This window comes from Rhizobacter terrae, assembly GCF_003852895.1.
In the GTDB taxonomy this organism is placed as follows: domain Bacteria; phylum Pseudomonadota; class Gammaproteobacteria; order Burkholderiales; family Burkholderiaceae_C; genus Albitalea; species Albitalea terrae.
Map to the genome: position 1 here is coordinate 249,489 of NZ_QUSW01000008.1, position 26,716 is coordinate 276,204.

Sequence of the window (26,716 nt, forward strand, 5' to 3'; positions counted from 1 at the left end):
CAGAGATTTCTTTATGCCACAAACCGGGCAAGGCATGTGCCCAAGGGTTTCACGCTGCGCGCTGAATGGCACCTTTCAGCGTGCTCACGATCTGCTCGATGTGCGAGGCCTCGATGATGAGCGGCGGCGACAGGGCCACCGTGTCGCCCGTGGTGCGCACGAGCACGCCTTTTTCCCAACAGTCCAGGAACACCGAGAACGCTCGCTTGCCGGGTTCGCCCGGAATCGGTGCGAGCTCGATGCCGCCCACCAGGCCGATGTTGCGCACGTCGATGACGTTGGGCAGGCCTTCGAGCGAATGCACGGCCTGCTCGAAGGTGGAGGCCATCTTGGCGCCGCGCGTCAGAAGGCCTTCGTCCGCATAGGTCTCCAGCGTCGCCAGTCCTGCCGCGCAAGCCAGCGGATGCGCCGAGTAGGTGTAGCCGTGGAAGAACTCGATGAGGTGCTCCGGCCCGTTCATGAACGCATCGTGGATCTGCTGCTTGGCGAACACCGCGCCCATGGGCACGGCGCCGTTGGTCAGGCCCTTGGCGACCGTCATGAGGTCGGGCGTGACGCCGAAGTGTTCGGCCGCGAAGGGCGATCCCAGGCGGCCGAAGCCGGTGATGACCTCGTCGAAGATCAGCAGGATGCCGTGCTTGTCGCAGATCTCGCGAAGGCGCTGCAGGTAGCCCTTGGGCGGGATGAGCACGCCGGTGGAGCCGGCCACCGGTTCGACGATGACGGCGGCGATGGTCGAGGCATCGTGCAGTGCCACCAGCCGTTCGAGGTCGTCCGCCAGCTCCGCGCCATTGGCCGGCTGGCCGCGCGAATTGAAGTTGCGCGGGTCGTGTGTGTGGCGGATGTGGTCCACGCCGCTGAGCATCGTGCCGAACATCTTGCGGTTGGCCACCATGCCGCCCACCGAGATGCCGCCGAAGTTCACGCCGTGGTAGCCGCGCTCGCGGCCGATGAGCCGGGTGCGCTGGCCTTCGCCGCGCACGCGGTGGTACGCGATGGCCATCTTCAGCGCGGTTTCCACCGACTCGGAGCCGGAATTGGTGAAGAAGACCTTGTTCATGCCCTCAGGCGTGATCTTCACGAGTTCTTCGGCCAGCTCGAAGGCCTTGGGGTGCCCCATGTTGAAGGGAGGCGCGAAATCCATCTCCGCCGCCTGGTCCTGGATGGCCTGGGTGATCTTCTGGCGCCCATGCCCCGCGTTCACGCACCACAGGCCGGCGATGCCGTCGAGGATCTGCCGGCCCTCGGGCGTCCAGAAGTGCATGCCCTGGGCTTTGCTGAGCAGGCGCGGCGACTTCTTGAACTGCCGGTTGGCGGTGAAGGGCATCCAGTACGCGTCGAGGTTCTTTTGCATGCGAATCTCCTGCCGCGCGCCCCGGGGATGGGCCGCGCTCCACAGCCATGCAGTCTAGTGTGGAGGCCGTGAAATTTGGTTGCGCTTCCGATTGCCCCTTGGGCCCACGGGCGCAATATCATGCGAATCCAATGAGGATTATTCGCACAATATGGCGTCAGAGTCGAATGCGGTGAAATTGGATGCGATCGACCGGTCCATCCTGAGGGTGCTGCAGTCAGAAGGCAAGGTGTCCAACGTGGAGTTGGCGCAACGCGTCCATCTGTCGCCGTCGGCCTGCCTGCGGCGGGTCAAGTCGCTGGAAGACAGTGGCGTGATCCAGCAGTACGTGGCGCTGGTGAATCCGAAGATGGTGGGGCGATCGGGCACCAGCTTCACCATCGTCAACCTGGAGAAGCTGACGCAAAAGGCGATGGCCGCCTTCGAGCAGGCCGTGCGGGATGTGCCCGAGGTGCTGGAATGCGTGTACGTGGCCGGCAGCAACGACTACCTGCTGCGTTTTGCGTATGCCGATTCGGCCGACCTTGAACGCTTCCACGTCGAGGTGCTCGAACGCCTGCCGGGCGTGGTGCGGACGAACTCGATGCTCGTGCTGCGCACGGTCAAGAAAACGACGGCCCTGGATCTCTGAACATGAAACCCATCCTCATCCTCCAGCACTTGCACAACGACGGCCCGGCCTACCTTCGCACCTGGTTGCTGGAGCAGGGCCTGCCCTTCGAGGTTCGCAACACGCAAGCGGGGGACGAGTATCCCGACAGCATGGTCGGCCATTCGGCACTGGCGGTGCTGGGCGGCGAGATGAGCGCGAACGATCCGTTGCCGTCACTGCGTCAGGCGGAGCAACTGATCCGCGATGCGATGGCGAAGGACCTGCCGGTCATCGGCCATTGTCTCGGCGGGCAGTTGATGGCGAGAGCGCTGGGGGCGGCGGTGAAAGCCTCATCCTTGCCGGAAATCGGCTGGCATGCAATCGAGATCGGGGACAGCGCCGAAGCCCGCCGCTGGCTGGGCGACGGCGTGGAGGCCCCGGTGTTCCAGTGGCACGAGGAGTCCTTCGACATTCCGCCAGGTGCGACGCTTCTGGCAGGCAACGAGTCCTGTCCGAACCAGGCGTTCTCGATCGGGCAGCACCTGGCGATGCAGTTCCACGTCGAGCTGGACGAGGCCAAGCTGGAAGCGTGGTGCGAAGAGCTGGACCGTGCCACGCACCATGTGCCGACACAGCATTCGCCGGACCGGATCCGGACCGACAGCGCCCGGTGGCTGCAGGGGCAGCACCAATTGGCGGATCGCATCTACCGGCAATGGCTGGGGCTGCCGGTTCGGGTCGAACGGCGCGCCTAGTGCGGTGCGGTCGACGTTTCACGATCAGAAATCTGCATTTCATATCGCGAGATGAGGGCATGCTGCATCGCCGCAATATTTTTCATGACGGCAAATGACATTTCGAATCATGAAACGAAACGGCTAAGTCATTGATTCAAAACAACAACATTTTTAGTCTTATATAAGACACAAGTCTTCCCAAGCCGCGCGCACATCCGTATTCTTGGCTCCAGAGATTTCGCTTTTTCTTCGTTTCCTTTCTCACCTCTGGAGATCCACATGACGAACCTCACCCGCGAACAACAGATCGCCGCCCTCGAAAAGGACTGGGCCGAGAACCCCCGTTGGAAGGGCATCAAGCGCGGCTACACCGCCGCAGACGTGGTGCGCCTGCGCGGCTCGCTCGCCATCGAGCACACCCTGGCCAAGCGCGGCGCCGAGAAGCTGTGGAATCTCGTGAACACCGAGCCGTTCATCAACGCCCTGGGCGCGCTGACCGGCAACATGGCCATGCAACAGGTCAAGGCCGGCCTGAAGGCCATCTACCTGTCGGGCTGGCAAGTCGCCGGCGACGCCAACAGCAACGGCGAGATGTACCCCGACCAGTCGCTGTACTCGGTGGACTCGGTGCCCAAGGTCGTCAAGCGCATCAACAACACCTTCAAGCGCGCCGACGAGATCCAGTGGTCCGAAGGCAAGAACGACATCGACTACTTCGCGCCGATCGTCGCTGACGCTGAAGCCGGTTTCGGCGGCGTGCTGAACGCCTTCGAACTGATGAAGGCCATGATCGAAGCGGGCGCCGCCGGCGTGCACTTCGAAGACCAACTGGCCGCGGCCAAGAAGTGCGGCCACATGGGCGGCAAGGTGCTCGTGCCCACCCGCGAAGCCGTCTCCAAGCTGAACGCTGCCCGCCTGGCAGCGGACGTCTGCGGCGTGCCGACCGTGCTGCTGGCCCGCACCGACGCCGAAGCCGGTGACCTCGTCACCAGCGACGTGGACGACAACGACAAGCCCTTCTGCACCGGCGAGCGCACGGTCGAAGGCTTCTTCCGCACCCGCAACGGCCTGGACCAGGCCATCAGCCGCGGCCTGGCCTATGCCGAGTACGCCGACATGATCTGGTGCGAAACCGGCAAGCCCGACCTGGCTTTCGCCAAGGCCTTCGCCGACGCCATCCACAAGAAGTTCCCGGGCAAGCTGTTGGCCTACAACTGCTCGCCGTCCTTCAACTGGAAGAAGAACCTGGACGACGCCACCATCGCCAAGTTCCAGCGCGAGCTGGGTGCGATGGGCTACAAGTTCCAGTTCATCACGCTGGCCGGCTTCCACGCCCTGAACTACGGCATGTTCGACCTGGCCTACGGCTACGCTCGCAACAACATGAGCGCCTTCGTGGAACTGCAGGAGAAGGAATTCGCCGCCGCCGAGCGTGGCTTCACCGCCGTGAAGCACCAGCGCGAAGTGGGCACGGGTTATTTCGACGCCGTGACGACCACCATCGAGCGTGAAGCTTCGACCGCTGCGCTGAAGGGCTCGACCGAAGACGAGCAGTTCTTCGACGCGAAGCACGCCTGATCCGTTTCGCTACCCGGTCCCAGAGGAGCCCGGAGACCGCAAGGTTTCCGGGCTTTTTGCTGTTTCCGAACGAACCTTCACGCTGCATACTCGCCCGATGCCAGCAGCAACCCCAGGCATGCCCACCCGCAGCAAGCGAGCCGTTCTCGAAGAGGCCCGCGCGTTTCTGGACGCAGCGCGGCAGGCCAGGGTGGCGGGGGATCATCGCCTTGGCGTCGACCAGGCAACGCGAGCGCTGGCGCTCGCCGAAGCGGCCGGCCAGCAGGGGCTGAAGGCCGCGGCGCTGTCGGTGCTGGCACTCAACGAATTCCGCCTGTCCGACTCCGAGACCGCCATCAAGCATTGCCAGCAGGCCTTGCCGCTGCTCAAGCGCGCCCGTGATGCCGCCGAGCGCACCCAGGTGCTGTGCACATTGGTGCTGGCCCACAACGACATGGGCCTGTATTCGGATGCGCTGGTGTACGCCACCCAGGCCATCGAATCGGCCAAGCTCGCCAACGACCCGTCGCTCATGAGCTGGGCGCTCAACCGAGCGGGCCTCACCTACGAGGAGCTGGGCGATCCATCGCGCGGCGAACCGCTGATGCTGCAGGCGCTGGAGATCGCCCGCGAGATCAACGGCGGCGAAGAGATGTTCAGCGCGCTCAACAACCTGTGCAGCAACCTGCTGCACGTGGCCAAGTCGCAGGCGGCCGAACTCCAGCGCGCCACCTTGCTGCGCGCCCTGCAGTACGGCACCGAGGCGCTGGTGTTGGCGGACGCGTCGGGCAACGGGCATCGCCAGGCGGTGTGCCTGGGCAACCTGGCCAATGCGCACACCGGCTTGGGCAGCTACGAGGATGCGCTTGGATGCATCGAGCGGCAGGATGCACTGGCCCGCGGCAACGGCTACCGCGGCATGCTGCTGACCGCCGTGACCAATCGCGCCGAGCTGGAGCGCCACCGTGGTGACCTCACGGCGGCGATCACGCTGTACTCCAAGGCGCTGGACCAGGCTCACGATACCGACGACCACGCGATGCTCTTCGAGATGCACCAGGGCCTGTACCAGAGCTACAAGCAACTGGGCGACCTTGCCAACGCGCTCAAGCACCACGAGGCCATGCTGCCGCTGGAGCGCGAGGAGATGAAGCAGCGTGCCGACCGGCAGGCGAGGCTGCTGCTGAACCGCATCGAGATGGAGAACGCCCAGGCCGCCGCCGAGCGCGCCCGGCTGGATGCGCAGGTGCAGCGCCTGCGCGCGGCCCAGCTCGAATCGGAAAACCAGCTGCTCGCCACCAAGGCGCTGGAGCTGGGCAAGCATGCGATGGAAGACCAGCTCACCGGGCTGGCCAATCGCCGCCGCGTGGACCACGAACTGCCTGCGCAGCTGGCCGTGGCCCGCGAGCGCCACGCGGCGCTGAGCCTGGCTGCAGTAGACCTGGACCACTTCAAGCAGGTGAACGACCGGTTCGGCCATGCGGTGGGCGACGACGTGCTCAAGGCCATCGCCAGGCTGCTCACCGAGAACACCCGCAGCACCGACCTGCTGGCGCGCATGGGCGGCGAGGAGTTCATCGTGCTCTTCGTGGGCACCCCGCTGCCGGTGGCGGCGGACATCTGCGAGCGCCTGCGGCAGGCGGTGCAGGCCTACGACTGGGGCGGCGTCGCGACCGGCCTTCGCGTGACCATCAGCGTGGGCCTGTGCGATGCGATGGAAGGCACCGACGTGCGCCAGTTGCTGGAGCGTGCCGATGCCTCGCTGTACGCCGCCAAGCGGGCGGGCCGCAACCGCGTGGAAGTGGCGGCCTGAGCGGCCGCCGGCCGCTCACCAGTCGCGGATCTCCGGGTTCACGTAGGTGAAGTGGTTGGGCACGTCCAGGTTCGTGAATGAGAAGGACAGGCTCACGTCCAGCGAGCTCACCTGGTGCCACCACGCCAGCGGCAGGAACACTGTTTCGCCGGGCTCGACCACCACCTCCAGCACGCGCACGCCTTCGAAGCGCGGGTAGCGGGCGAGGTCGGGTGCGTCCAGGTCGAGAGGGCTGAAGACGTTGTTGTGGTTGTACAGGCGCGGCGTGTCCAGCGGCGAGATGAAGCGCCAGCGCTTGCGGCCCACCACCTGCGTGTGGAACAGCATGATGGTGTCGTGGTGCAGCGGCGTGTTGGTGCCGCCCGGGCCGAACCAGAACGACGAGCGGCTGCTGAGCTGCGCACGGTCGCAGGCCGGCGGCATGCGGCCGATGTCCGCCAGCAGCGGCGCGAACTCGGGCCGGCGCAGCACCTCGTTGTTGGCGGTGAGGTAGTAGTCGTTGGTGGGGCCGCCGTTGACCACGCGGTCCACGAAATCGCCCAGGCGCACGGTGCGCTTGTGCTCCAGCTTGTTCTCCTCGAACTTCGGGTCGTTGCTGCGGCCGTCCTGGATTTCCACGTCGAGGTGGCCGAAGCGCGTCTTCAGGTCCGCAGGCGACCAGCGCTTCTTCGCGGGCCAGTCGTCGGCGATGTCGGTGAACACCACCGGCCTGCAGCCGCGCACGTAGCGCTCGATGAACTCGTCACGCGATGGCGTCTTGCGCTTTTCCACCGTGCCGTAGCGGGGCGACGATTCCCACAGCCGCTGCATGTTGCCCACCACCGACTCCAGCTTGCGGTGCAGTTGCTGCATGCGCCGCGCGGCGCGGTAGGTGGGGTCGTCTTCCATGAGCGCGATGGCCGACTGGCATTCGCGCGGGTCCAGGCCGGCGTTGGTCATGGTCGCCAGCATGGACTGCGGCGTGCAGTCGCGAAGGCGGTTCTCGGCGATCCACTGCCTCCAGCCGGCGTCGAGTGGGATGTAGGCGAATTCGCGGGGGCGCGGCGCGGGCATCAGTTCATTCATGGCAGGACGTCTGAGTCTGGGTGGTCTCCGGGAGGGCGTGCTGGGGGGAGGAGACGGGCGCTGGGCGCCTCTGGTGTGGGCCGATGATGCCCGCGCCGCGCCGGCTTGTCACTCCGGCGAAACGATCGCACACAGATGGCGCGGGAACGGCGCGGTTACATCGAGGTTTCAAGCATCTCGCGGTAGTCGTCGGCGGTCGCGATGCGCGGGTTCGTCTTGTGCGTGTGGTCCGCCAACGCACCGGTGATGATGCGTTCGAACATGTCTCGGGTGACGCCCATCGCCGACAGCCCGGCCGGCAGGCCCAGCCGGGCGTTCAAGGCGCGGATGGCCTCTGCCACCTCGGTGCCTTTCGAGTCGCAACTGCCGATGCCCACGGCGTGTGCCATGCGCTGCAGCCGGCGGTCCTTCACCATCGACTCGGCGCTCGCGTTGAACTTCACCACCGCCGGCAGGAACACCGCGTTCAAGGTGCCGTGGTGCAGGCGCGGGTTGGCGCCGCCCAGACTGTGGCTGAGCGAATGCACGCAGCCCAGGCCCTTCTGGAAGGCCATGGCCCCTTGCATGCTCGCGCTCATCATGTTCCAGCGCGCCTCCCGGTCGCTGCCCTGCAAGGTGGCGCGCTCGATGTTCAGGAAGCCGCGCTCCAGCCCATCCAGCGCGATGCCGTCGGCCGGCGGGTTCACCGCGCTGGCCATGAAGGTTTCCATGCAATGCGCGATGGCATCCATGCCCGTGGCGGCAGTGAGCAAGGGCGGCAGGCCCAGCGTCAGCTCCGGGTCGCAGATGGCCGTCTTGGGTACCAGGTGCCAGCTGTGGAAGCCGAGCTTGCGGCCGTCGTCCACGATGACGATCGCGCCGCGCGCCACCTCGCTGCCGGTGCCGGCGGTGGTGGGCACGGCGATGACCGGTGCCACCTTCTCGGTGATCTTCGGGCTGCCGCCCTCGATGGTCGCGTAGGTCTTCAGCGGCCCCTCGTGCGTGGCCGCGATGGCCACGCCCTTGGCCAGGTCGATGCTGGAGCCACCGCCCACCGCGATCAGCCCGTCGCAGCGCTCGCGGTGATACATCGCGGTTGCCAATCGCACTGCCGCTTCGGTGGGGTTGGACGGCGTTTCGTCGAACACCGCATGCGGCACCTCGCCCAATGCGGCCAGCGCCTTGCCGAGCACGCCGGCTGCACGCACGCCGGCGTCGGTGACCACGAGCGGCCGCTTCATGCCCGTGCGCTCGCATTCCTGCGGCAGCAGCTTCACCGCGCCGAAGTCGAGTTGCACCTGGGTGATGTAGTAGATGAAAGCCATGGCGGACAACCTGAATGAATGCGTCCGAGTATCCTCGCTGCTCCCTCCCTCGCACCACCCTGGTTTTCTCCGTCCTGGTGTTACCCGCGTGACTTCGACGACTCCCAAGCTCACCCCTCGCATGGCCGACGTGCTGGACAAGATCCGCCGCGCCAACCGCCCACCGTTCTATGCGCTCAGCGTGCCCGAGGCCCGCGAGGCCTACGTGGCCGCGTCGGAAATCCTCGAACTGCCGCGGGTGCCGCTGGCGCGGGTGGAAGAGCTGCGCATCCCGGCGGCCGACGGCTCGCCGCAGCCCGCGCGCCTGTACGCACCCTCGAACGAAGTACTGCCCGTGCTGCTGTACCTGCACGGCGGCGGCTTCACCATCGGCAACCTGGAGACGCACGACAGCCTGTGCCGGCAACTGGCGCTGAGAAGCGGCGCGGCGGTGGTGGCCTACGAGTACCGGCTTGCGCCGGAGCATCGCTTCCCGATCGCGGTGGATGACGGCTGGACGGCGATGAAATGGCTGTCCCAGCAGGCCCACGCGCTGGGCCTGGACGGCACGCGCCTGGCCGTGGGCGGCGACAGCGCAGGCGGCACCTTGTCGGCGGTGGCGGCCATCCATGCGCGCGACACCGGCCTGCCGCTGCGCCTGCAACTGCTCATCACGCCCGGCACAACCGCGCATGCGGACACGCCCTCGCACCGCACCTTCGCCAGCGGCTACCTGCTCGAAGCCCAGGGCATCTCCTGGTTCTTCGACCACTACATCGACCCTGCCGACCGCGAGGACTGGCGCTTCGCGCCGCTGCTGGCCGACGACCTCGAAGGCGTGGCCCCGGCCTGCGTGATCCTCGCCGAATGCGACCCGCTGGTGGATGAAGGCGTGGCCTACGCCGACCGGCTGCGCGCCGCCGGCGTGATGGTGGACCTGGAGCTGTACCGAGGCGTCACCCACGACTTCATCAAGCTCGGGCGAGTGCTGCCCGAAGCCACGCATGCGCAGGAGGCCGCGGCCCATGCGCTCAAGAAAGCCTTCTCCCTTTGACCCCCCGCACCCGAACCCCATGAAGCGAGCAGAGTTCCGATTCGCCGACCGCATCCGCGTCCGCTGGGCCGAGATCGACGCACAGAAGATCGTCTTCAACGGTCACTACCTCACCTACATCGACACCGCGGTGGGCGCCTATTGGCGCGCGCTGGCCATGCCCTACCAGGAGACCATGCAGTACCTGGGCGGCGACCTGTACGTGCGCAAGGCCACGCTGGAATACGAAGGCTCCGCGCACTACGACGACGTGCTGGACGTGGGCATCCGCACCGGGCGCATCGGCACCTCGTCGATGGTCATCCACGCCGGCATCTTCCGCGCCGAAGAGCTGCTGGTCAGCGGCGAGCTGGTCTACGTCTTCGCTGACCCGGCCACGCAGACCTCCAAGCCCGTGCCGCAGGAACTGCGCGACGTGCTGCAGGCCTTCGAGGCGGGCAAGCCGATGGTGGACGTGCGCGTGGGCTCGTGGAGCGAGCTCGGCAAGGAGGCCTCGGCCATCCGCACCGCGGTGTTCGTGCAGGAGCAGAAGATTCCCGCCGAAATGGAATGGGACAGTGCCGACGAGACCTGCGTGCATGCGGTGGCGGTGAACCACTTCGGCATGCCGCTGGCCACCGGCCGGCTGCTGGAGCACGTGCCGGGCGTGGCCAAGATCGGCCGCATGGCCGTGGCCAAGAGCATGCGCGGCAGCCGCGTGGGCCGCAGCGTGCTGGAGGCGCTGATGCAGGTGGCACGCACGCAGGGCCAGCACGAGGTGGTGCTGCATGCGCAGACCTCGGCCGCGCCGTTCTACTCGCGCTCGGGCTTCGTGCAGCGCGGGCCGGTGTTCGAGGAGGCGGGCATCCCGCACGTGGAGATGGTGCGGGCCTTGTAGCCTGGGCGCATTCGCACTGTTGGGGATGGACACAAGGAGCCATCTGTTCCAGCATCGCCTTCCGAACGATCCGTCCCGGGAGGCAACATGGCCAAGACGCTCCTGTTCGTGCATGGAACCGGTGTCCGTGAAGATGGCTACAAGGCCAGTCTCGCGGTCATCGAACGGCAGCTCGGCCAATGCGGCCTCGATGCGAAGGTGGCGTCCTGCCGCTGGGGCGAGAAGGTGGGTGCCAGGCTCAACTTCGACGGCGCCTCGATTCCCACCTATGGCGACTCACGGGGCGTGGGCGTGTCCGATGCCGACAAGAACCGTGCGATGTGGTCCATGCTGCTGCAGGACCCGGGCTTCGAACTGGGCCTGCTGGCCGGTGCCACTGGCGAAAAGAAGGCCCAGCCACCCAATGCCGCGGCGCTCACCAACGCGCTGCTGGCCAAGTTCCACGACCTGATCAAGGCCGATGACCTGAAGCCTGAACTGGCGGCGCTCGGGCTGGACCGCTTCTGGCCCCGCGTGGTCACCGACATCGAGAAGTCCAAGGCTTTCGAGGCCGCGAAGACCAGCCCGCTGGCCGGCAAGCCCCCGCACCGTCTCGCGTTGGCCCATGCAGTGGTCGCGGCGCTGGAGAAGGAATCCTTCGAGTCCGGCGGCCCGACGCTGGATTCAGCCACGCGTGAAGCACTCAGCCATCAGGTCGCACGCCGCCTGGGCGATGACGCACGCGGTGTGTTCAGCACACTGGCCTCGCCCTTCGTGGGCCTGGCGGAAAACATCGCCACCTGGCAGATCCGCCGCAAGCGCACCTCGCTGACGGACGCGACCTACCCCGCGGCGGGCGACATCCTCGTCTACCAGGCGCGCGGCGAGGCGATCCGCGGCTTCATCCGCGACGAACTGGCGAAGCTGCCCAACGACGAGGTGTTCGTCTTCGCCCACAGCCTGGGTGGCATCGCGTCGGTGGAGATGCTCATCGAGGACAGGCCCGGCAACGTGAAGGGCCTCATCACCTTCGGCTCGCAGGCACCGTTCTTCTACGAGATCGGCGCGTTGAAGACGCTGGACCTGGAGAAGACCCGCGACCTGGCCGACAAGCTGCCATCGCACTTCCCGATGTGGCTCAACTTCTACGACCTGAACGACCCCTTGAGCTATGTCGGCGGCAAGATCTTCGGCAACCGCGTGTCGGACCACCAGGTGGTGAGCGACGAATCCTTTCCCGCCTCGCACAGCGCCTACCTGCACAGCAAGCCCATGTGGACGATGATCGAGGCCTGGGTGCGCAATGCTTGAAACGCCGCCGCAGCGCACGCTCGCACTGGTGGTCGGGATCGACCACTACGAGTACGGCGAGGACTGGCGCCTGCATGGTCCGGCCGCCGACGCGCTGCGCTGCGTGGAGTGGCTCATCGACCGTGGCGTGCCCAAGGAGAACATCGCACTCTTCCTGTCCACCGAGAGCTGGAAGGACGCCGGTGTCATGCAGTGGGTTGCCAACCGGCAATGGCCGCAGGAGCGTGCCGCGACGCGCGATGACATCGTGCGTTTCGTCGACAAGGAACTGCTCACCCGCGCCCCGGACGCCGAAGCGCTCTTCATGTTCTGGGGCGGCCATGGGGTGATCGACGACTACGACCGGTCCAACTACCTCTACACCGAGGACGCTGCCGAAGGCCGCCCCTACTGCATCTCCGCGCCCGACCTCATGGGCGCCTTGCATGGCTCGCGCTTCGAGCACTTTGCCGAGCAGGTGCTGGTGGTGGATGCCTGCGCGAACAAGTTCTCCGACACCGGCGAGGCCGCCAGGCCGGCGGTGGGCAATTTCGCCCGCACGTCCGTCAACAACGACATCAGGCAAGTCCAGATGTTCGCGGCATCGCCGGGCAACCTGGCCAGCAACGATACCCAGCGCGAGACGGGTCGATTTGCCGATGCCCTGTTCCGGGCGCTCAAGGCAGGCGAAGTACCGGGCTGGCCCGACTTCGAGCAAGCCTTCGACGACTCGCTGAGCGACGTGGATGCCAGTGAGCTGTTGCGCACGCAACAACCCTTCATGGTGATGGAGTGGCCCGGCAAGGCCAGGCGCCGCGCCGGCCGCGTGCCGGTGCGATCACGCACGGTGGAGGAACTGCTCAAGCTGGTGAACAAGGTTTCGCCCGCGCCGGCCTTGCTGTATCGGCTGTACCTGCGTTCGCTGCCCGATGCCAGCCGTTCCATCGGCCACGTGGCCATCGAGAAATGGTTGCGAGACCTGGAGGACAAGCGGCCTCGGGAAGACAACTTCCCGTCGCCGCTGGTGGAGTTCGGCGAGCGGCTGGCGCGCGAGGCGAAGAGCGCCGAGATCGCCAGCTGGGTCGACACCGCCACCCGTGACAACGCGAGTGCCCGCCAGGCCCTGCGCAGCGCGCTCGATGCCGAAGCCCAGGGTCAGCGGCCGCGCGCCACGCTGTTCATCGAGGTCGACGCGCAGACTCAGGCCGAATTGCGCTGGTGGATCCATGCGCCGGACCCGGCGCATTGCTCAGCCTTGCAGTCGGTGGCCGTCGACCTTTCGCTTCGCTCCGATGTCGCGACGCGTCTGGGCGCCATCACCGCCGAGGCTGAGCGGGTCGTCGGTCATCGCTACGACCTGATGGTGGGCATGATCGTGCCGGAGAAGCTGCTGCTGGCCGAGCTGGAGTCGCTGAAGGTGGCCTTCGAGGAAGACGGCTTGCCTGGCAAGCCCACGCCGCTGAACCGCCGGTATCCGGTCATCTTGCATTGGCACCGGCGGGCGAGGGCCGGGCAGGACGCCGCGGGCAAACCCATCAACGCCTGGCGGCAGGCGGTGACGGCGCTGGCGCCACGCTTCGAGGCCGGTGGCGGCGCCGATGTGATCTGGCTGGAGGCGCCCGACGACGAGGAGACCGATGCCTCGGCCATCGCCGCCGCCAAGCTGCTCAGGGCTGGCGGCACGGGCATCTGCGTCGGGCTGGGGCACCCTGCCGCGGGCGAGGGTGGCCTGCCACCGGAAGACATCCAGGGGTGCCTGCGTGAGGGCGTGCCGTGCTTCTTCTGGCTGGCCAAGCCGCCGGACGGTGCCCAGGACGTGCGCAAGCTCCTGTGCGACGTGTTCTCCAAGCAGGCTGCGCGCGAGGCGCCGCTGTCCATCGGCAAGCTTCTCAGGCTGGCCAAGGGCAGCGACCCGCTGTCGTCCGTGCGCATCGTGTGGGACGAACCCGGCCATCTGCCATCCCTGCAGTCATTCCAGAACCCTTCGACGGGAGGACAGACATGACCACCGACACCAACGACTGGCTCTTGTACCGAGGCGACAACCAGCTTCGCAGCGACTGGAAGATGCCTGACCCGCCACCCTGGCGGCCGCGGCGCGCTGACCCTGAACTGGCAAAGCTGGGTGACAAGATCCGCTCGCCACTGTCGGCCAGTGCCATCGCCAAGGGCACGACCTACCAGTCCAACCCCGAGATCCGCCGAATGGTGAACGCTGCGCTGTACCTGCGGCGCCCGCTGCTCATCACCGGCGGGCCGGGCACGGGCAAGTCATCGCTGATCGACTCCGTGGCCTACGAACTCCAGCTTGGCGAACCCCTGCGCTGGCCAGTGACGTCGCGCAGCACCTTGCGCGATGCGCTGTACAGCTACGACGCCATCGGCCGTGCGCAGGCCAAGCGCGACGACAAGGACTCCGAGAAGGACCTCGATGTTGGCGACTTCATCGAGCTCGGGCCCTTGGGCACCGCCATGCTGCCGGCGATTCGGCCACGGGCCCTGCTCATCGACGAGATCGACAAGGCTGACATCGATCTGCCCAACGACCTGCTCAACGTGATCGAGGAAGGGCGCTATCACATCCCCGAGCTCAGCCGCATCAAGAACAAGTCCGCGATGAACGTGCGCGGCTTCGGCGGCAACCAGGAAGTGGAGATCACCGGCGGGCAGGTCGACAGCCACGAATTTCCGTTCGTCGTGATGACGAGCAACGGCGAGCGCGACTTCCCTGCACCCTTCCTGCGGCGATGCTTGCAGATGAAGATGCCCGATCCCTGCGACGACCCGATCCGCCTCAAGGCCATCGTCACCGCACATCTGGGCTCGCAGAAGATGAAGGACGCCACCAAGCTCATCGACAGCTTCGTGGCCAGAGCGCAGAAGGGCGAGAAACTCTCGGCCGATCAGCTTCTCAATGCGATCCAGCTCGTCATGGGGGCGCACGTCCTGAGCCCTGAAGACAAGACGAAGATGCTGGAGAGCCTGACCCTGGGGCTCGGCAGGAAGACCTGATGCTCACCGAACTCGTCCGGCGCCTGCGTGTTGCCGGCCTTGGTGTGTCCATCGAGGAGTTGGAGGACATCCTCTGGCTGGCCGAGCGCTTGCCGGTACCGGCCGAGGAGGCCGCGCCGGCCGATCCGGGCTCCGGTGACACCTCCGGCGACGACGTTCCACCCATCGAATCTCCCCTGGCTGAAGGCCAGGACGATGCAGCCCGGCTGGACCGCCAGGGCAAGACGGCCGGTGCGGCTGGTGATGAGGGCGCGTCCATCTACTCGGCCAAGATGAGCGGGACCGTCAGCGCCTCCGTACTGCGCGTGCCGGGCGTTGCATCCACCGAACATCCCGAAGACCTGCGCCGCGCCTTGCAGCCCTTCGCCCGCCGCGTGCCGTCGCGCTGGCGCAGCACGCTCGACGAGGAGGAGACGGCAACCCAGGCAGCCGACACCGGCGTGTGGTGCCCGGTCTACAAGCCGGTGCGCGAGCGCTGGTTCGACCTGAGCGTGGTGATCGAATCCTCGTCCTCCATGGCTCTGTGGGACGACACGCTCGATGAGTTCATGCGCCTGCTGCGCAACCAGGGCGGCTTCCGCAGCGTCACACGCTACTGGCTCGATGGTGCGACGGACGGCCAGGTTCTAGCCGACGACCGCAGCACGCCGGTGCCGATGTCGCGATGGGCCAGGAACGATCAGCCCCACATCATGCTGTTCGTGAGCGACGCAACGTCTGCGCGTTGGCGCAGCGGCCATGTGCATGCCTTCCTCTGCGAAGCGAGCGGCGCTGCGGCGGTGAGCTTGCTGCAGCCGTTGCCGCGTCGTTCGTGGCGCCACACGGCTGTGGGCGAGCCGGAGGTCTCGCTCTTCGCGGAGAAGGCCGGCGATGCGAACGCGCACATGAAGGCCTTGCTGCCCTGGTGGCTGGACGAAGGCGATGCCCGCCAATGCCTGCGCGTGCCGGTGATCGGCATGGACACCACCACCATCCGCCAGTGGGCGGGCACGATGACTGCGCGCGGAGGCGCGGCGGTGCCTGGGGTGCTGCTCGCGCCATTGCAGCCGGCAGTCCAGGCGAAGGCGCCTGTCGACGTCACGGCCGCTGAACGCGTGGCCCGCTACCGGGCGATGGTGTCGCGTGATGCCTACGAGCTGGCGGTGTTCCTCTCGGTGCCGGACCCGCTCACCATCCCGGTGATGCGGCTCGTGCAGCGGACCATGCTGCCGGCCACCGGCACGGCGGAGCTGGCGGAGTTCTTCGTCGGCGGGCTGATCCGGCGCATGGATGACGGCACGGCCGGCGAAGGCTGCTACCGCTTCATCGACGGTGTGCGCGAGGAGCTCACCAAGTCGCTGCGGTACAGCGAGGAGGGCGAGATCCAGTTCCAGTTGAGGTCGGTCGGGAAGTTCCTGGTCGAGGAGGGCAGCGACGACCATGCCTTCGAGGCGTTCTTTCCCTCGCCGACGGGGCGGCATCGGATCACGCAGTGGAGCATGCCGTTCGCGGAGGTGTCCAGGCGGGCCCTGGCAGGGCAACTGCCCGCCGATGAGTCACTCCAGATGCAGGCCGTGCAGGAAGAACCCGACCGGGAAGCGAGGCCCAATGTCCTTCTGGAGATTCGCTACCTTGATGGCGATGGCTCGCTGTTCTACCTGAAGAACGAAGGCCGAGCGGGGGATGGAGGAGCGGGTTGGGGCATGAAGGTTTCGATGGAGTTGATCCAGTCGGTCGCCCGGCGTGCCATGGGCGATCCGGAGCAGTTGCAATACCACTCCGACCGCTTGGTGCCCCTGGAGCTGGCTGAAGAACTGGCCGAGGTATCGGGCACGCTGGTGCTGCTCGTCGAGTCGCAGCTGCAGTCCGTGCCGTGGGAGCTGCTGCTGTGGACGCGCCGTGGCCGGCGGCGCGAACTGGTGGCGCTGACCAAGCCGCTGGTCCGTGCGACGCGATCCATGTCGCCGCTGCTGTTCGTCGGGCAGCGGCCCTTGATGCTGGTCATCGGCGACCCGGCCGGCACGCAGCCCGATCTGCCGGCCGCGCAGGATGAGGCCACCGAGGTGGCCGGGCTCCTGCACCTGTTCTCGCGCACGCATGAGATCCGCACCGACCTCCGCAGCTCGCTGGGCGATCCGCGCAGCCTGCTGCGGCGCGAGCCCTTCAGGCTGCTGTTCCTGTCCGGGCATGGCGTGCGCCGTGTCGGCCCAAGCGGCGACGCGCAGGTCGGCCTGCAATTCGGCCAGGCAGACCTGCTGACGGTCGACGACATCCTAGTCCACCAGCAGCCACCGGAGATGGTCGTGCTGGCCGGCAACTACCTCGCCGACATGGCGACGCAGCTGCTACATCGTGGCGTGTCCATCGTGCTTGCTCCTGTCGATGCGGTGGATGACCGCAATGACCAGCCCAAGCATTTCATCGAAGGCATGGTCAAGGGCCTTGGAGCGGCGCAGGCCATGCTGGAGGCGCGCAAGGTCTGCTTTGAGCGGCGGGCCGGGGACAGCGACATCCGTTGGGGGCAGTACGCGCTGTTCGGGAATCCGGACTACCGGCTGGCGAGTGTCGACCAGCATTCCGATAGCGAGATTTCGGCAGTGGAAGAATCTGCCAGTTCGGAAGGAAAACCACTCAAGGCCGTCAACGATTCTGGGAAGGTCTTCGACGAAAGGGTTCGCCTCCTGTTTGAGGCTTGCATGCCGGTACCGAATCGTGGCACTTCATCTGGCGTGCATACAGCCGTATGGTTCGGTAGTGATCTGGCTCTGACCTGCGCGACGCGTTCGCCAGAGGGAGGGTTCTATTGGCGTGAGGAAGACTCGGCTCGACTGGCTGTTCAGGTATTCGCGCCGTGGGCAAGCATTCGCGCTCTCCGAGATGCCAGTGGCCCACGACGGCTATTCGCAGATGACGAGACAGAAGCGATCGCAAATCGCGAATGGCATGGTTCGCAGACGCAAATTCTCGCGTTGATCGATGACGGTCATCACTCGGGCAGACATATGCACCTTGCCGAGGCTCCAGTGGCAGTCGGTGTTGATGCAGAGGTTCTGTTCTTTGTCGGCTCAACGGGCATGAGATGCACCGTGAAGATTGTTTCTGGGCCCGGAGAGGGCCGATTGCATTTGAGGGCATCACCGGACGAAGAGCTCTGGCCACTGCCACCAGAGGCTCATGGTGCTCCGGTTGTGGTTGGTGATCAATGCGTTGGAATGATCCTCGACGTGGGCGATGCCGAAATGGCAGTGGCCTTCGGTGCAAGCACCATTCGCGCCGCAATCCGTTCAATGTGGCGCAGCCGGCTTCAATTTGCCCTTGGAGATCACCAACTGTGGCTGGAGTCGGATGGGCACAGGGGGAAGCGGGTGTCGTTTCCAGAGGCGGATTTCTCAGGCTTCTCTTTGGAAAATGTGGATCTTCGCCGGGCAAATCTTCCGGGCGCCCGGTTCACTCGATCCCTGTTGTTTGCCGCTCGTTTCGACCGAGGAAATCTTCCACATGCTCAGTTGGATGGTGCGATATTGGATCGCGCTTCGTTTGCATCTACCAACTTGGCTGAGGCCAACTTGCAGAACTCGCAGATGAACGGCACTGATTTTTCCAGTGCCAATATGAGCAGCGCAGACGTCAGTGGCGCATTTCTACCGGATGGTGTGAAGCCGGCTCGATTGGCATTCGTATCCGCGAACCTTGCGTCCGCAAACTTGCAGAACGCGCGAGTGAGTGGTTCGGACTTCAGCCGGGCAAATATGAGCGGAGCTGACCTGCGTGGAGCACTTGTCGATGGTTGTCAATGGAGCAATACCAATCTGAGTGATGCAAAGTTTGATCGCGCCCACGCTAGTGACGAATCTTTGCGCCGTGCCCTGGGGATCAGCCTTGAGCGTTTCATTGACAAGTTTGTCGGCAGCGATGTGCCTTGGTCCAAAGGCGAAAAAGGAGCCGAGGTCTTTCCGATGCGCGTGCTGTCCATAGACGACGTCCGAAGCGGGCAGGATGACCTGCTGGAATCGGCGGTCCATCGCTTCATCGCCGCGGGGGACTCGTGGTTCCGCGACACCGTGTACCAGCCCCCAGACAGCCTGCTGCATTCGATGGCCTTCACGGCACCTTGTGCCGCGGTGGTTTGCGACCTGCCCGGAGCGACGGTCAGCCTCGCAGGGCAGGGGCATGGTTTCGAGCTGGCTGACGCCCGGCGGCTCGTGGCCAACCAGCGCTGGACCGGGTTGCTGCTATCCCTGGGCGGCGACCACCTGTTCGAGATGGCTCGCACGCCGGCGGTGACCACCGACGGCAGTCCGGTGCCCCCGGACCATCGCCTCTTGTTGACCGAATCCGAATGGCGCACCGACCGGCCCGGCGGCGATGCGTTCATCAGTCCCGACGGTTTCGTGGTGGCCGAAAACCACCTGATGAGCCTCTTCGACCACGTGGTGGCCTTGCGCGATTCGAGTGGCCTGCGCGGACTGCCCATCTTCCTGCACGGCTATGCCACGCCGGTGCCGCGGCCCAGCCCGGCGAGTGATGGGAACGGGCCGTGGCTGCAGCCGACCTTCGCGGCCTATGGCATTCCGATCGAACACCACGCTGCCGTCGCGCAGGCGCTGGTGGCCAGGCTGCGGGCCTTGCTGGCGCGCATCGCATCGGACACGAGCCGCTATCCGAACGTGCACTACTTCGATCCGGCCGGTGTGAAACTCAGGCCGGCGGGTGCCAACCAGCCGGGCGTGAGCGGTGATTGGGCGACGGAGCTGCATCCGAGCCAAGCCGGCTACGCCAAGCTCGCCCGCGCCTGGAGCGACTGGATCGGGGATGCCCTGAAACGCAGCTCGTCGACGGCTGCCTGATGCGCACTACAGCGGCATCGGCGCCGTGTTGCGCTTGCGCCGCTTCGACGGCTCCGGCTTCAGCAGGCTGCGCACCCGGGTGCGCTTGGCAGCCACGGGTGGCGGCGCGACGGCCGTTGCATCCGCACTCAGCTCCGTCTCCGACACCACGCCTTGCTCGCTGGGCTTGAACGTTGCTTCCTCTTCCAGGCTGTAGCGCGGCGGCCAGTTCTTGATCATCGAGCGGCGCAGCAGCGCCACGCCGCTGGCGCTGAAGCTGCGCTCCAGCACGTGGGTGATGAGGTGGCGGTTGACCTTCTCGGTGATGATCAGCGTGGAGCAGCGCGTGCCGTAGTTGCCGTCGGCGGAGCGGATGAAGGCGGACGACAGCATGCGTTCCACCTCCTGCGGCACGCCGGTCTCGGGCAGTTGTTCGTCGCCGGCTTCGGTGCGGTCGGCCAGTGCGGCGAAGAGCTGCACCGACAGCGTGTCCACCGAACTCGACACGTCCAGCGCAGCCTGCAGCCGTGACTTGAGCGTCTCCACCTTGGGCCACGGCGTGTCCAGCGCGGCATTCGACAGGCCGTGCACGCCGCGGTCCAGCCGCAGCGGGTACTGGCCGTTGTTGGCGGCCCAGAAGCATTCGCCCTGGCGGAAGTCGAAGGCGACGAGGTTGAAGCCGTTGTAGCCCGACAGCGCGGTGCGCATCCAGAAGCGGTCGGTGCGTTCGCGGCCCGACAGCCAGTCGGGCACGATTCGGCCGCGCGACGGCGCATTGGCGTCGATGGTGCTCGGCGCGCGGATGTTGGTGACCAGTGCGAGCCGTCCCTCGGCCGTCAGGCCCATCCAGGTGCCGCCGGATTCGAGGTCGCGGCCGCTGAGGATGGCCGGGCCGCCGGCTTCGGGCGTCCACCATGCCAGCCGTGCCGAGGGGCGGCGGAAATACTCGTCGCGGTTGGCCGCAATCACCAGCGGGAAGCGGCGGTTGTGATCAATGGCAAGTGCTACGAGGCACATGGGACGAAGATCTCGGTGTGGCGCTCGCCGACGATGTACGCCTTCAGCTCAGAGGCTGCCTGTTCGATCTCGGCCTGCAGTTCGGGCGTGATGCCCGTGCCGGTGAGCGAGTAGGTTTCCATCCAGGTCTGCAGCGTGGTCGGGGTCGTCGATGAGGCCGGTTCGTCAGGGCGGCGCAGCAGGCGCACCGCCAGTTGCGGATGCTTCTCGCGCAGCCGGTGCTGCATGGCTTGCGCGGCGGCCAGCGCAAACGGCGCGCTGGCGACTTCGATTCGATAGTAGATGAACAGATCGCGCATCGCGCCGCCGTTTTGGTGAACTCTTGCCCGCCCGGGGCGGTTTTCGCGCCAGCGGCTGCCGCTCAGGCCGGCTGGTCGGCGTCCAGCAGCAGCGGATAGGGCAGCTCGCGGCGATGCAGCATGGCGCCTTGCGGGCTGCCCAGGTGCAGCGTGCCTTGCTCGATGGCCGAAAGCTTCACCTCCACCAGCGCGCTGGCGCCGCTGTCGCCGGGCTGTGGCGCGGCCAGTGCCACCATGCCGGCCGGCTGGCCGGGGTCGGCGCTGTGGAAGACTTCCTGTCCCGCGGTGGCGGCGCCATCCACGTCGAAGAGGAAGGTGCGGCGCTTGACCGTGCCACGGTACTGCGAGCGGGCCACGATCTCCTGGCCGGGGTAGCAGCCCTTCTGGAAGTTCACGCCGCCCACCAGCTCGAAGTTGAGCATCTGCGGCACGAACTGCTCGACGGTGGCCGCCTCGATGGTGGGCACGCCGCTTTGCACGTCCAGCCATTGCCAGGCCGCCAGAGGCAGGACGGGCATGAGCGGCGCGGCGGGCGATGCCACCAGCGCACGAACCTCGCCGCCGGCATCGGGCAGGCGGATGACCTGCGAGCCGTCCGCGTCACGCTTGCCCCACACCGGCAGGTCGCCCACGAGCGCCGCATCGCCGGCCACGCCGAACAAGGGTATCTCGCCCGTGGCGTCGGTCAGCTTGCACTTGGCGCGCAGCACGAACATGCCCAGGCGCTTCAAGGTGGCGGGCAACACGCTGGCATGGCAGGCCAGCAGGATGTCTTCGGGGCCTGACTTCCACGCGATGAAGCTCGCCAGCAGCCGGCCCTTGGCGGAGCAGTAGCCGGCCAGGCGCGCCTCGCCCAGGCCGAGCCTGGAGAAATCGTTGGTGAGCTGGCCGTGCAGGAAGCTCGCCGCATCGGCGCCGGACGCGCGGATGACGCCCCAGTGCGTGAGTTGCGCGGCGCCCTGGATGGGGGTGTTGGAGACGTGAGGGAGAAGGCTCATCACCCGATTATCATTCCCGCCCACCTCACGTATCCCTCGCAGGGTTGTCCGTCTCGATGAAGTTCGTGCGCTTCGTGTTCGTGCTCGCCGTGCTGGCCGCCCTGGGCGCGGCAGCAGCGGCCTACCTGTGGGTGAACAAGCCGATGGCGCTGGCCGCCGAATCGGTGGAGGTGGCGGTGGAGCAGGGCACGCCGCCGCGCGCCATCGCCCAGGCCTGGGTGGATGCCGGCGTGAAGACCTCGCCGCTCTTCCTGTATGAATACTTCCGCTGGTCGGGCCAGGCCAAGAAGATCCGCGCTGGCAGCTACGAGATCGGCCTGAACACCACGCCGGCCCAATTGCTGAACAAGATGGTGCGCGGCGACGAGACACTGGCGGTGGTGCGCATCATCGACGGCTGGACCTTCAAGCAAGTGCGTGCCGAGCTGGCAAAAGCCGACAGCCTCAAGCCCACCACCGCCAAGATGAGCGACCGGGACATCATGGCCGCGCTCGGCCAGCCGGCGCTGGCGCCCGAGGGCCGCTTCTACCCGGACACCTACGCCTACAGCAAGGGCAGCAGCGACATCGCCGTGCTCAAGCGCGCCTTCCACGCGATGCAAAAGCGCCTGGACGAGGCCTGGGCGCAGCGCACGCAGGACACCCCGCTCAAGTCGGTGGACGATGCCCTCATTCTCGCGTCCATCGTCGAGAAGGAAACCGGCGCCGCGGCCGAGCGCGGCAAGGTGGCGGCGGTGTTCGTGAACCGCCTGCGCATCAACATGCCGCTGCAGACCGACCCGACCGTCATCTACGGCATGGGCGACCAGTTCGATGGCAACCTTCGCAAGAAAGACCTCGTCACCGACGGGCCTTACAACACCTACACCCGCAACGGCCTCCCGCCCACGCCGATCTCGATGCCGGGCAAGGCCTCGCTGCTGGCGGCGGTGAAACCCGAGCCCATCAAGGCGCTGTACTTCGTGTCGCGCGGCGATGGCACCAGCGAGTTCAGCGACAACCTCAACGCGCACAACAAGGCCGTGAACCAGTACCAGCGAGGCAAGCCCTGATGCCGGCGCGATTCATCACCATCGAAGGCATCGACGGCGCGGGCAAGTCCACGCACATCGAGGCCATGGCCCGGCGCCTGCGCGAGCGCGGCGACACGGTGCTCAGCACACGCGAGCCGGGCGGCACCGAGCTGGCGGAGAAGCTGCGAGGGCTGGTCCTGCACTCGACCATGGATCCGCTGACCGAAGCGCTGCTGGTCTTCGCCGCGCGGCGCGATCACCTGCAGCAGGTGATCGTGCCGGCGCTCGCACGCGGCGAGACGGTGCTGTGCGACCGCTTCACCGACGCGACCTTCGCCTACCAGGGCGCGGGCCGAGGCTTCGATGCCGGCGTGCTCTCTCAGCTCGAGCAGTGGGTGCACGGACACCTGCAGCCCGACCTGACCTTGTGGTTCGACCTGCCTGCCGCCATGGCTGCGCAGCGCCGTGCCGCCGCCCGCGAGCCCGACCGCTTCGAGCAGCAGGCCTTGGAGTTCTTCGACCGCGTGCGCGCCGGCTACAAGGCCCGGGCGGATGCGGCTCCGCATCGCATCGTGCGCATCGACGCCTCGCTCTCCAAGGACGAAGTGTGGTCGCAGATCGTCGCTGCCCTGGAGTCGCGCCAGTGGTAGGCCCCGACGGCACGCTGCCGCTGCCCTGGCTGGACGCGCCGCTCACGCAGGCGCTGGCCACGCAACGCGGCCATGCGCTGCTCATCCACGGCCCGCAGGGCGTGGGGCAGTGGGACCTGACGCTCACGCTGGCGCAGGCCTACCTCTGCGAATCCGCCGGTGCGAGCCGCAAGCCCTGCGGCGTGTGCGCAAGCTGCAAGCTGGTGCAGGCGCATTCGCATCCTGACCTGCTGGTGCTGCTGCCCGAGGCGTTGCGCGAGCCGCTCGGCTGGGGCTCGGACGAAGAGGGCGGCGCATCGGAAGAAAAAGCCGGCAAGCGCAAGCCCAGCAAGGAAATCCGCGTCGACGAAGTGCGCCAGGCCATCGCTTTCGCGCAGACCACCTCGGCGCGCGGCCGCGGCAAGGTGGTGGTGATCCATCCGGCCGAGCGCATGAACGGCATCTCGGCCAACGCCTTGCTCAAGACGCTGGAGGAGCCGCCGGGCGACGCCAAGCTGCTGCTCAGCTGCGCCGCGCCCGATGCGCTGCTGCCGACCATTCGCAGCCGCTGCCAGGCGGTGCAGCTCGGCCTGCCCGATGCAGCGGTTGCGACTGCGTGGCTGGGCACGCAGTCCGTGCAGCAGCCCGAGGTGATGCTGGCAGCCACCGGCGGGCAGCCGCAGGACGTGCTGGAGTGGCTGGCCGAAGGCATCGATGCGAAGCTGTGGGTGGCATTGCCCAAGCAACTCGCTCGCGGCGACGTGGGCACCATGGCGTCCTGGCCGCTGCCCCGCGTGGTCGATGTGCTGCAGAAGCTCTGCCACGACGCGATGCGTATTGCGGCCGGGGGCCAGCCGCGCTACTTCCCGGCGTCATCGCTCCCAGCTGCGCCTGCCTTGCCCTCGTTGACGACATGGTCACGCGAGCTGTCGCGCATGGCGCGGCAGGCCGAGCATCCCTGGAACGCCGGCTTGTTGGTGGAATCTCTCACACAGCAGGCCAGCCAGGCGCTCGCTCCTCGCCCTTGAGGGTGCAAGCCTCCAACCCCAGCCGCTACACTGGCCCCGACATGAACGACCCGATCCCACGCAACGTCCTGCCGACCGCCCCCGCGGCGACGGCGGCTCGTCCGAGCGTGATCCAGCTGGTCTTCCGCGAGAAGGGCGCGCTGTACGCCGCCTACATCCCGCTGTTCACCGAAGGCGGGCTGTTCGTGCCCACCACCCGCGAATACAGGCTGGGCGAAGACATCTACCTGCTGCTGTCGCTGCCGGACGATCCGCAGCGCTACCCGGTGGCCGGCAAGGTGGCCTGGATCACGCCGCCCAATGCCTCCGCCGGCCGCACGCAGGGCGTGGGCGTGCGCTTCCCGAACGATGACAAGACCCGCATCCTCAAGCTGCGCATCGAGGAAGTCCTGGGCACCTCGATCTCATCCTCCAAGCCGACACAGACCATCTGAACCTGTGAGACGTGACAGGTAAAAAGTGCAACGTGAAACCCTGACAATGTCGGGGTTACGGTTCCACTTTCACGATTCACCTGAGCATGTTCGTCGACTCACACTGCCATCTGGCTTTTCCTGACCTCGCCGTCCGCATCGACGAGATCCGCGCTGACATGGCTGCGGCCGACGTGGATCGCGCCCTTTGCATCTGCATCGAACTCGAGGAGTTCGAGAACGTCCACGGCCTGGCGATGCGCTTCCCCAACATCTGGGCCACGGTGGGCGTGCACCCTGACAACGACGAGTGTCGCGAGCCCACGGTCGAGGAGCTCGTGAGCCTCGCGTCGCGGCCCAAGGTGGTCGCCATCGGCGAGACGGGGCTGGACTACTACCGGCTCAACGGCCGCAGCGTGGCCGACATGGAATGGCAGCGCGAGCGCTTTCGCGTGCACGTGCGTGCTGGGCTGCAGTCGCGCAAGCCGCTGGTCATCCACACCCGCAGTGCCTCGGACGATACCGTCGCCATCCTGAAGGAAGAGGGCCGCGGCGAGTCCTTCGGCGTCTTCCATTGCTTCACCGAGACCATGGACGTGGCCCGCGCTGCGCTGGACCTGGGCTACATGATTTCCTTCAGCGGCATCCTTACCTTCAAGACCGCCGCGGATTTGCGGGAGGTGGCACGCTACGTTCCGTTGGACCGCTGCCTGATCGAAACCGACAGTCCCTACCTCGCGCCGGTGCCGTTCCGAGGCAAGACCAACACCCCCGCGCTGGTGCCCTACGTGGCCAAGCAGATCGCGGAGCTAAAAGGTGTGACCATTCAAGAGGTTGCGGATCAAACCTCAAGAAATTTCGAGATGCTGTTCGGGGTGGAGAAGCTGGCAAAGGTGTCGCCGTGAAAATTCTGAAGAAATACTTCAAGAATTCGATCTATCTATTTGCTGCAATTGGAATTTCTTCCTCATTCGCTGGCTCGTACGACGATTTCTTCAAGGCCGTCGACCTGAACGACACCCGTGCCGTCCAGGCACTGCTCCAGCGCGGCTTCGACGCCAATTCCCGCGACTCCAAAGGCCAGACGGGCCTGTTCCTGGCACTTCGGGGCGGTGCCTTCGACGTGGCCGAGCTCCTCATCAAGGCGCCCAATCTCGACGTCAACGCCGTGAACGAGGCCGGCGAATCCGCGCTGATGATGGCCGCGCTCAAGGGGCAGCCCGAGCTCTCGCAGCGCCTGATCGAGCGCGGTGCCGCCGTGGACAAGACGGGCTGGTCCCCGCTGCACTACGCCGCTACCGGGCCTGACCCTGCGGTGGTCAAGCTGCTGCTGGACCGCGGCGCGTCCATCGACGCGCGCTCGCCCAACGGCTCCACGCCGCTGATGATGGCTTCGCAATATGGCAGCGAGGCCAGCGCCGCGCTTTTGCTGCAGCGCGGCGCAGACCCGCGCATCCGCAACGACCGCGGACTCACGGCCGTCGATTTCGCCAGGCTGGCCCACCGCGAGGCACTCGCGGCCAGCCTGGAGCGTGCTCAACGTTGATGTAAGGCGTTGTCAGGCGACTTCTGACACGTTCTTTGGGATGCTGCCGACTGATGCAAATGGAGAGCGAGGTCTACAGTTCCTCACATCGGCTCAATTCACACGCCGCGCAGGAGATTCGGACCATGGACAAGTCGCTGTTGGTTTCCAACCCGTTCGCGCTGATGATGAACCCGGACGACGTGCTGCAGGCCATGCAGCACTCCGACCGCTTGAGCCGCCTCAGCCGCCGCATCTGCAAGCCGCTGGACAAGCCCATGATTCCCAAGTCGGGTGCCGAGCAGCAGGCTGCCTTCGACCACGAAGTCGACGACAGCGAAGAGATCGCCTCCGACGACGAGTGAATTGGGGGCAG

At 66.5% G+C, this 26,716-nt stretch carries 23 protein-coding genes; 17 read left to right on the plus strand and 6 right to left on the minus strand.

Annotated features, from left to right (window positions below; genetic code table 11):
- Positions 1–49: 49 nt before the first annotated feature.
- Positions 50–1,354: an aspartate aminotransferase family protein gene (locus DZC73_RS24645; RefSeq protein WP_124543026.1), complete on the minus strand. Its 1,305-nt coding sequence runs from the start codon at positions 1,352–1,354 to the stop codon at positions 50–52.
- A 151-nt stretch (positions 1,355–1,505) separates the two neighbouring features.
- On the opposite strand from DZC73_RS24645, the gene DZC73_RS24650 reads away from it, so the two are divergent.
- From DZC73_RS24650 to DZC73_RS24665, 4 genes are all read left to right on the plus strand, one after another.
- The gene (locus DZC73_RS24650) at positions 1,506–1,985 is read left to right on the plus strand and encodes an Lrp/AsnC family transcriptional regulator (RefSeq protein ID WP_124543027.1); all 480 of its coding nucleotides are present in this window, start codon (positions 1,506–1,508) and stop codon (positions 1,983–1,985) included.
- A gap of 2 nt (positions 1,986–1,987) precedes the next feature.
- Positions 1,988–2,701, plus strand: a complete 714-nt coding sequence (locus tag DZC73_RS24655) for a type 1 glutamine amidotransferase (RefSeq protein ID WP_124543028.1) — start codon at positions 1,988–1,990, stop codon at positions 2,699–2,701.
- A gap of 261 nt (positions 2,702–2,962) precedes the next feature.
- On the plus strand, positions 2,963–4,261 hold the full coding sequence (aceA, locus tag DZC73_RS24660; protein WP_124543029.1) for an isocitrate lyase: 1,299 nt from the start codon (positions 2,963–2,965) through the stop codon (positions 4,259–4,261).
- A gap of 118 nt (positions 4,262–4,379) precedes the next feature.
- Positions 4,380–6,053: a GGDEF domain-containing protein gene (locus DZC73_RS24665; RefSeq protein WP_124543030.1), complete on the plus strand. Its 1,674-nt coding sequence runs from the start codon at positions 4,380–4,382 to the stop codon at positions 6,051–6,053.
- Positions 6,054–6,068: 15 nt separating this feature from the next.
- Here the strand turns inward: DZC73_RS24665 and DZC73_RS24670 are convergent, their stop codons facing one another.
- Positions 6,069–7,118, minus strand: coding sequence for a cupin-like domain-containing protein (locus DZC73_RS24670; RefSeq protein ID WP_124543031.1), 1,050 nt, complete (start codon positions 7,116–7,118; stop codon positions 6,069–6,071).
- Positions 7,119–7,273: 155 nt separating this feature from the next.
- The gene (locus DZC73_RS24675; RefSeq protein WP_124543032.1) at positions 7,274–8,422 is read right to left on the minus strand and encodes an iron-containing alcohol dehydrogenase; all 1,149 of its coding nucleotides are present in this window, start codon (positions 8,420–8,422) and stop codon (positions 7,274–7,276) included.
- Positions 8,423–8,543: 121 nt separating this feature from the next.
- Between DZC73_RS24675 and DZC73_RS24680 the strand changes: the two genes are divergently transcribed.
- The 6 genes from DZC73_RS24680 (at position 8,544) to DZC73_RS24705 (ending at position 19,439) form a co-directional block, all read left to right on the plus strand.
- A complete protein-coding gene (locus DZC73_RS24680; protein ID WP_124543123.1) occupies positions 8,544–9,455 on the plus strand; it encodes an alpha/beta hydrolase in 912 nt (303 codons plus the stop codon).
- 19 nt (positions 9,456–9,474) lie between these two features.
- Positions 9,475–10,332, plus strand: coding sequence for a YbgC/FadM family acyl-CoA thioesterase (locus DZC73_RS24685; protein WP_124543033.1), 858 nt, complete (start codon positions 9,475–9,477; stop codon positions 10,330–10,332).
- A gap of 87 nt (positions 10,333–10,419) precedes the next feature.
- Complete coding sequence (locus DZC73_RS24690; protein WP_124543034.1) at positions 10,420–11,622, plus strand: lipase family protein; 1,203 nt, start codon at positions 10,420–10,422, stop codon at positions 11,620–11,622.
- Positions 11,615–13,606: a caspase family protein gene (locus tag DZC73_RS24695; RefSeq protein ID WP_124543035.1), complete on the plus strand. Its 1,992-nt coding sequence runs from the start codon at positions 11,615–11,617 to the stop codon at positions 13,604–13,606. The genes DZC73_RS24690 and DZC73_RS24695 overlap by 8 nt, the downstream gene beginning before the upstream one ends.
- Positions 13,603–14,613, plus strand: coding sequence for an AAA family ATPase (locus tag DZC73_RS24700; RefSeq protein ID WP_198414953.1), 1,011 nt, complete (start codon positions 13,603–13,605; stop codon positions 14,611–14,613). Before DZC73_RS24695 ends, DZC73_RS24700 begins: the two co-directional genes overlap by 4 nt.
- Positions 14,613–19,439: an SAV_2336 N-terminal domain-related protein gene (locus tag DZC73_RS24705; RefSeq protein WP_124543036.1), complete on the plus strand. Its 4,827-nt coding sequence runs from the start codon at positions 14,613–14,615 to the stop codon at positions 19,437–19,439. Before DZC73_RS24700 ends, DZC73_RS24705 begins: the two co-directional genes overlap by 1 nt.
- A 6-nt stretch (positions 19,440–19,445) precedes the next feature.
- Here the strand turns inward: DZC73_RS24705 and DZC73_RS24710 are convergent, their stop codons facing one another.
- The 3 genes from DZC73_RS24710 to ygfZ all read right to left on the minus strand — a co-directional run bounded on the left by DZC73_RS24710 (position 19,446) and on the right by ygfZ (position 21,732).
- Positions 19,446–20,435 (minus strand): NRDE family protein, encoded by a 990-nt coding sequence (locus DZC73_RS24710; RefSeq protein WP_124543037.1) that lies wholly within the window; start codon positions 20,433–20,435, stop codon positions 19,446–19,448.
- Positions 20,423–20,734 (minus strand): DUF4936 family protein, encoded by a 312-nt coding sequence (locus DZC73_RS24715; RefSeq protein ID WP_124543038.1) that lies wholly within the window; start codon positions 20,732–20,734, stop codon positions 20,423–20,425. The genes DZC73_RS24710 and DZC73_RS24715 overlap by 13 nt, the downstream gene beginning before the upstream one ends.
- A 62-nt stretch (positions 20,735–20,796) precedes the next feature.
- On the minus strand, positions 20,797–21,732 hold the full coding sequence (gene ygfZ, locus DZC73_RS24720) for a CAF17-like 4Fe-4S cluster assembly/insertion protein YgfZ (protein ID WP_124543039.1): 936 nt from the start codon (positions 21,730–21,732) through the stop codon (positions 20,797–20,799).
- Between the two features lie 56 nt (positions 21,733–21,788).
- On the opposite strand from ygfZ, the gene mltG reads away from it, so the two are divergent.
- The 7 genes from mltG to DZC73_RS24755 all read left to right on the plus strand — a co-directional run bounded on the left by mltG (position 21,789) and on the right by DZC73_RS24755 (position 26,705).
- Complete coding sequence (gene mltG / locus DZC73_RS24725; protein ID WP_124543040.1) at positions 21,789–22,784, plus strand: endolytic transglycosylase MltG; 996 nt, start codon at positions 21,789–21,791, stop codon at positions 22,782–22,784.
- A complete protein-coding gene (tmk, locus tag DZC73_RS24730) occupies positions 22,784–23,395 on the plus strand; it encodes a dTMP kinase (protein WP_124543041.1) in 612 nt (203 codons plus the stop codon). The genes mltG and tmk overlap by 1 nt, the downstream gene beginning before the upstream one ends.
- The gene (gene holB / locus DZC73_RS24735; RefSeq protein ID WP_235835264.1) at positions 23,389–24,402 is read left to right on the plus strand and encodes a DNA polymerase III subunit delta'; all 1,014 of its coding nucleotides are present in this window, start codon (positions 23,389–23,391) and stop codon (positions 24,400–24,402) included. Before tmk ends, holB begins: the two co-directional genes overlap by 7 nt.
- Before the next feature lie 41 nt (positions 24,403–24,443).
- Entirely contained in the window at positions 24,444–24,836 is a 393-nt protein-coding gene (locus tag DZC73_RS24740) for a PilZ domain-containing protein (protein WP_124543042.1), read from the plus strand.
- Between the two features lie 86 nt (positions 24,837–24,922).
- Entirely contained in the window at positions 24,923–25,720 is a 798-nt protein-coding gene (locus DZC73_RS24745) for a TatD family hydrolase (protein WP_124543043.1), read from the plus strand.
- On the plus strand, positions 25,717–26,361 hold the full coding sequence (locus DZC73_RS24750; protein WP_124543044.1) for an ankyrin repeat domain-containing protein: 645 nt from the start codon (positions 25,717–25,719) through the stop codon (positions 26,359–26,361). The genes DZC73_RS24745 and DZC73_RS24750 overlap by 4 nt, the downstream gene beginning before the upstream one ends.
- Positions 26,362–26,486: 125 nt before the next feature.
- Entirely contained in the window at positions 26,487–26,705 is a 219-nt protein-coding gene (locus DZC73_RS24755) for a hypothetical protein (RefSeq protein WP_124543045.1), read from the plus strand.
- Positions 26,706–26,716 lie beyond the last annotated feature (11 nt).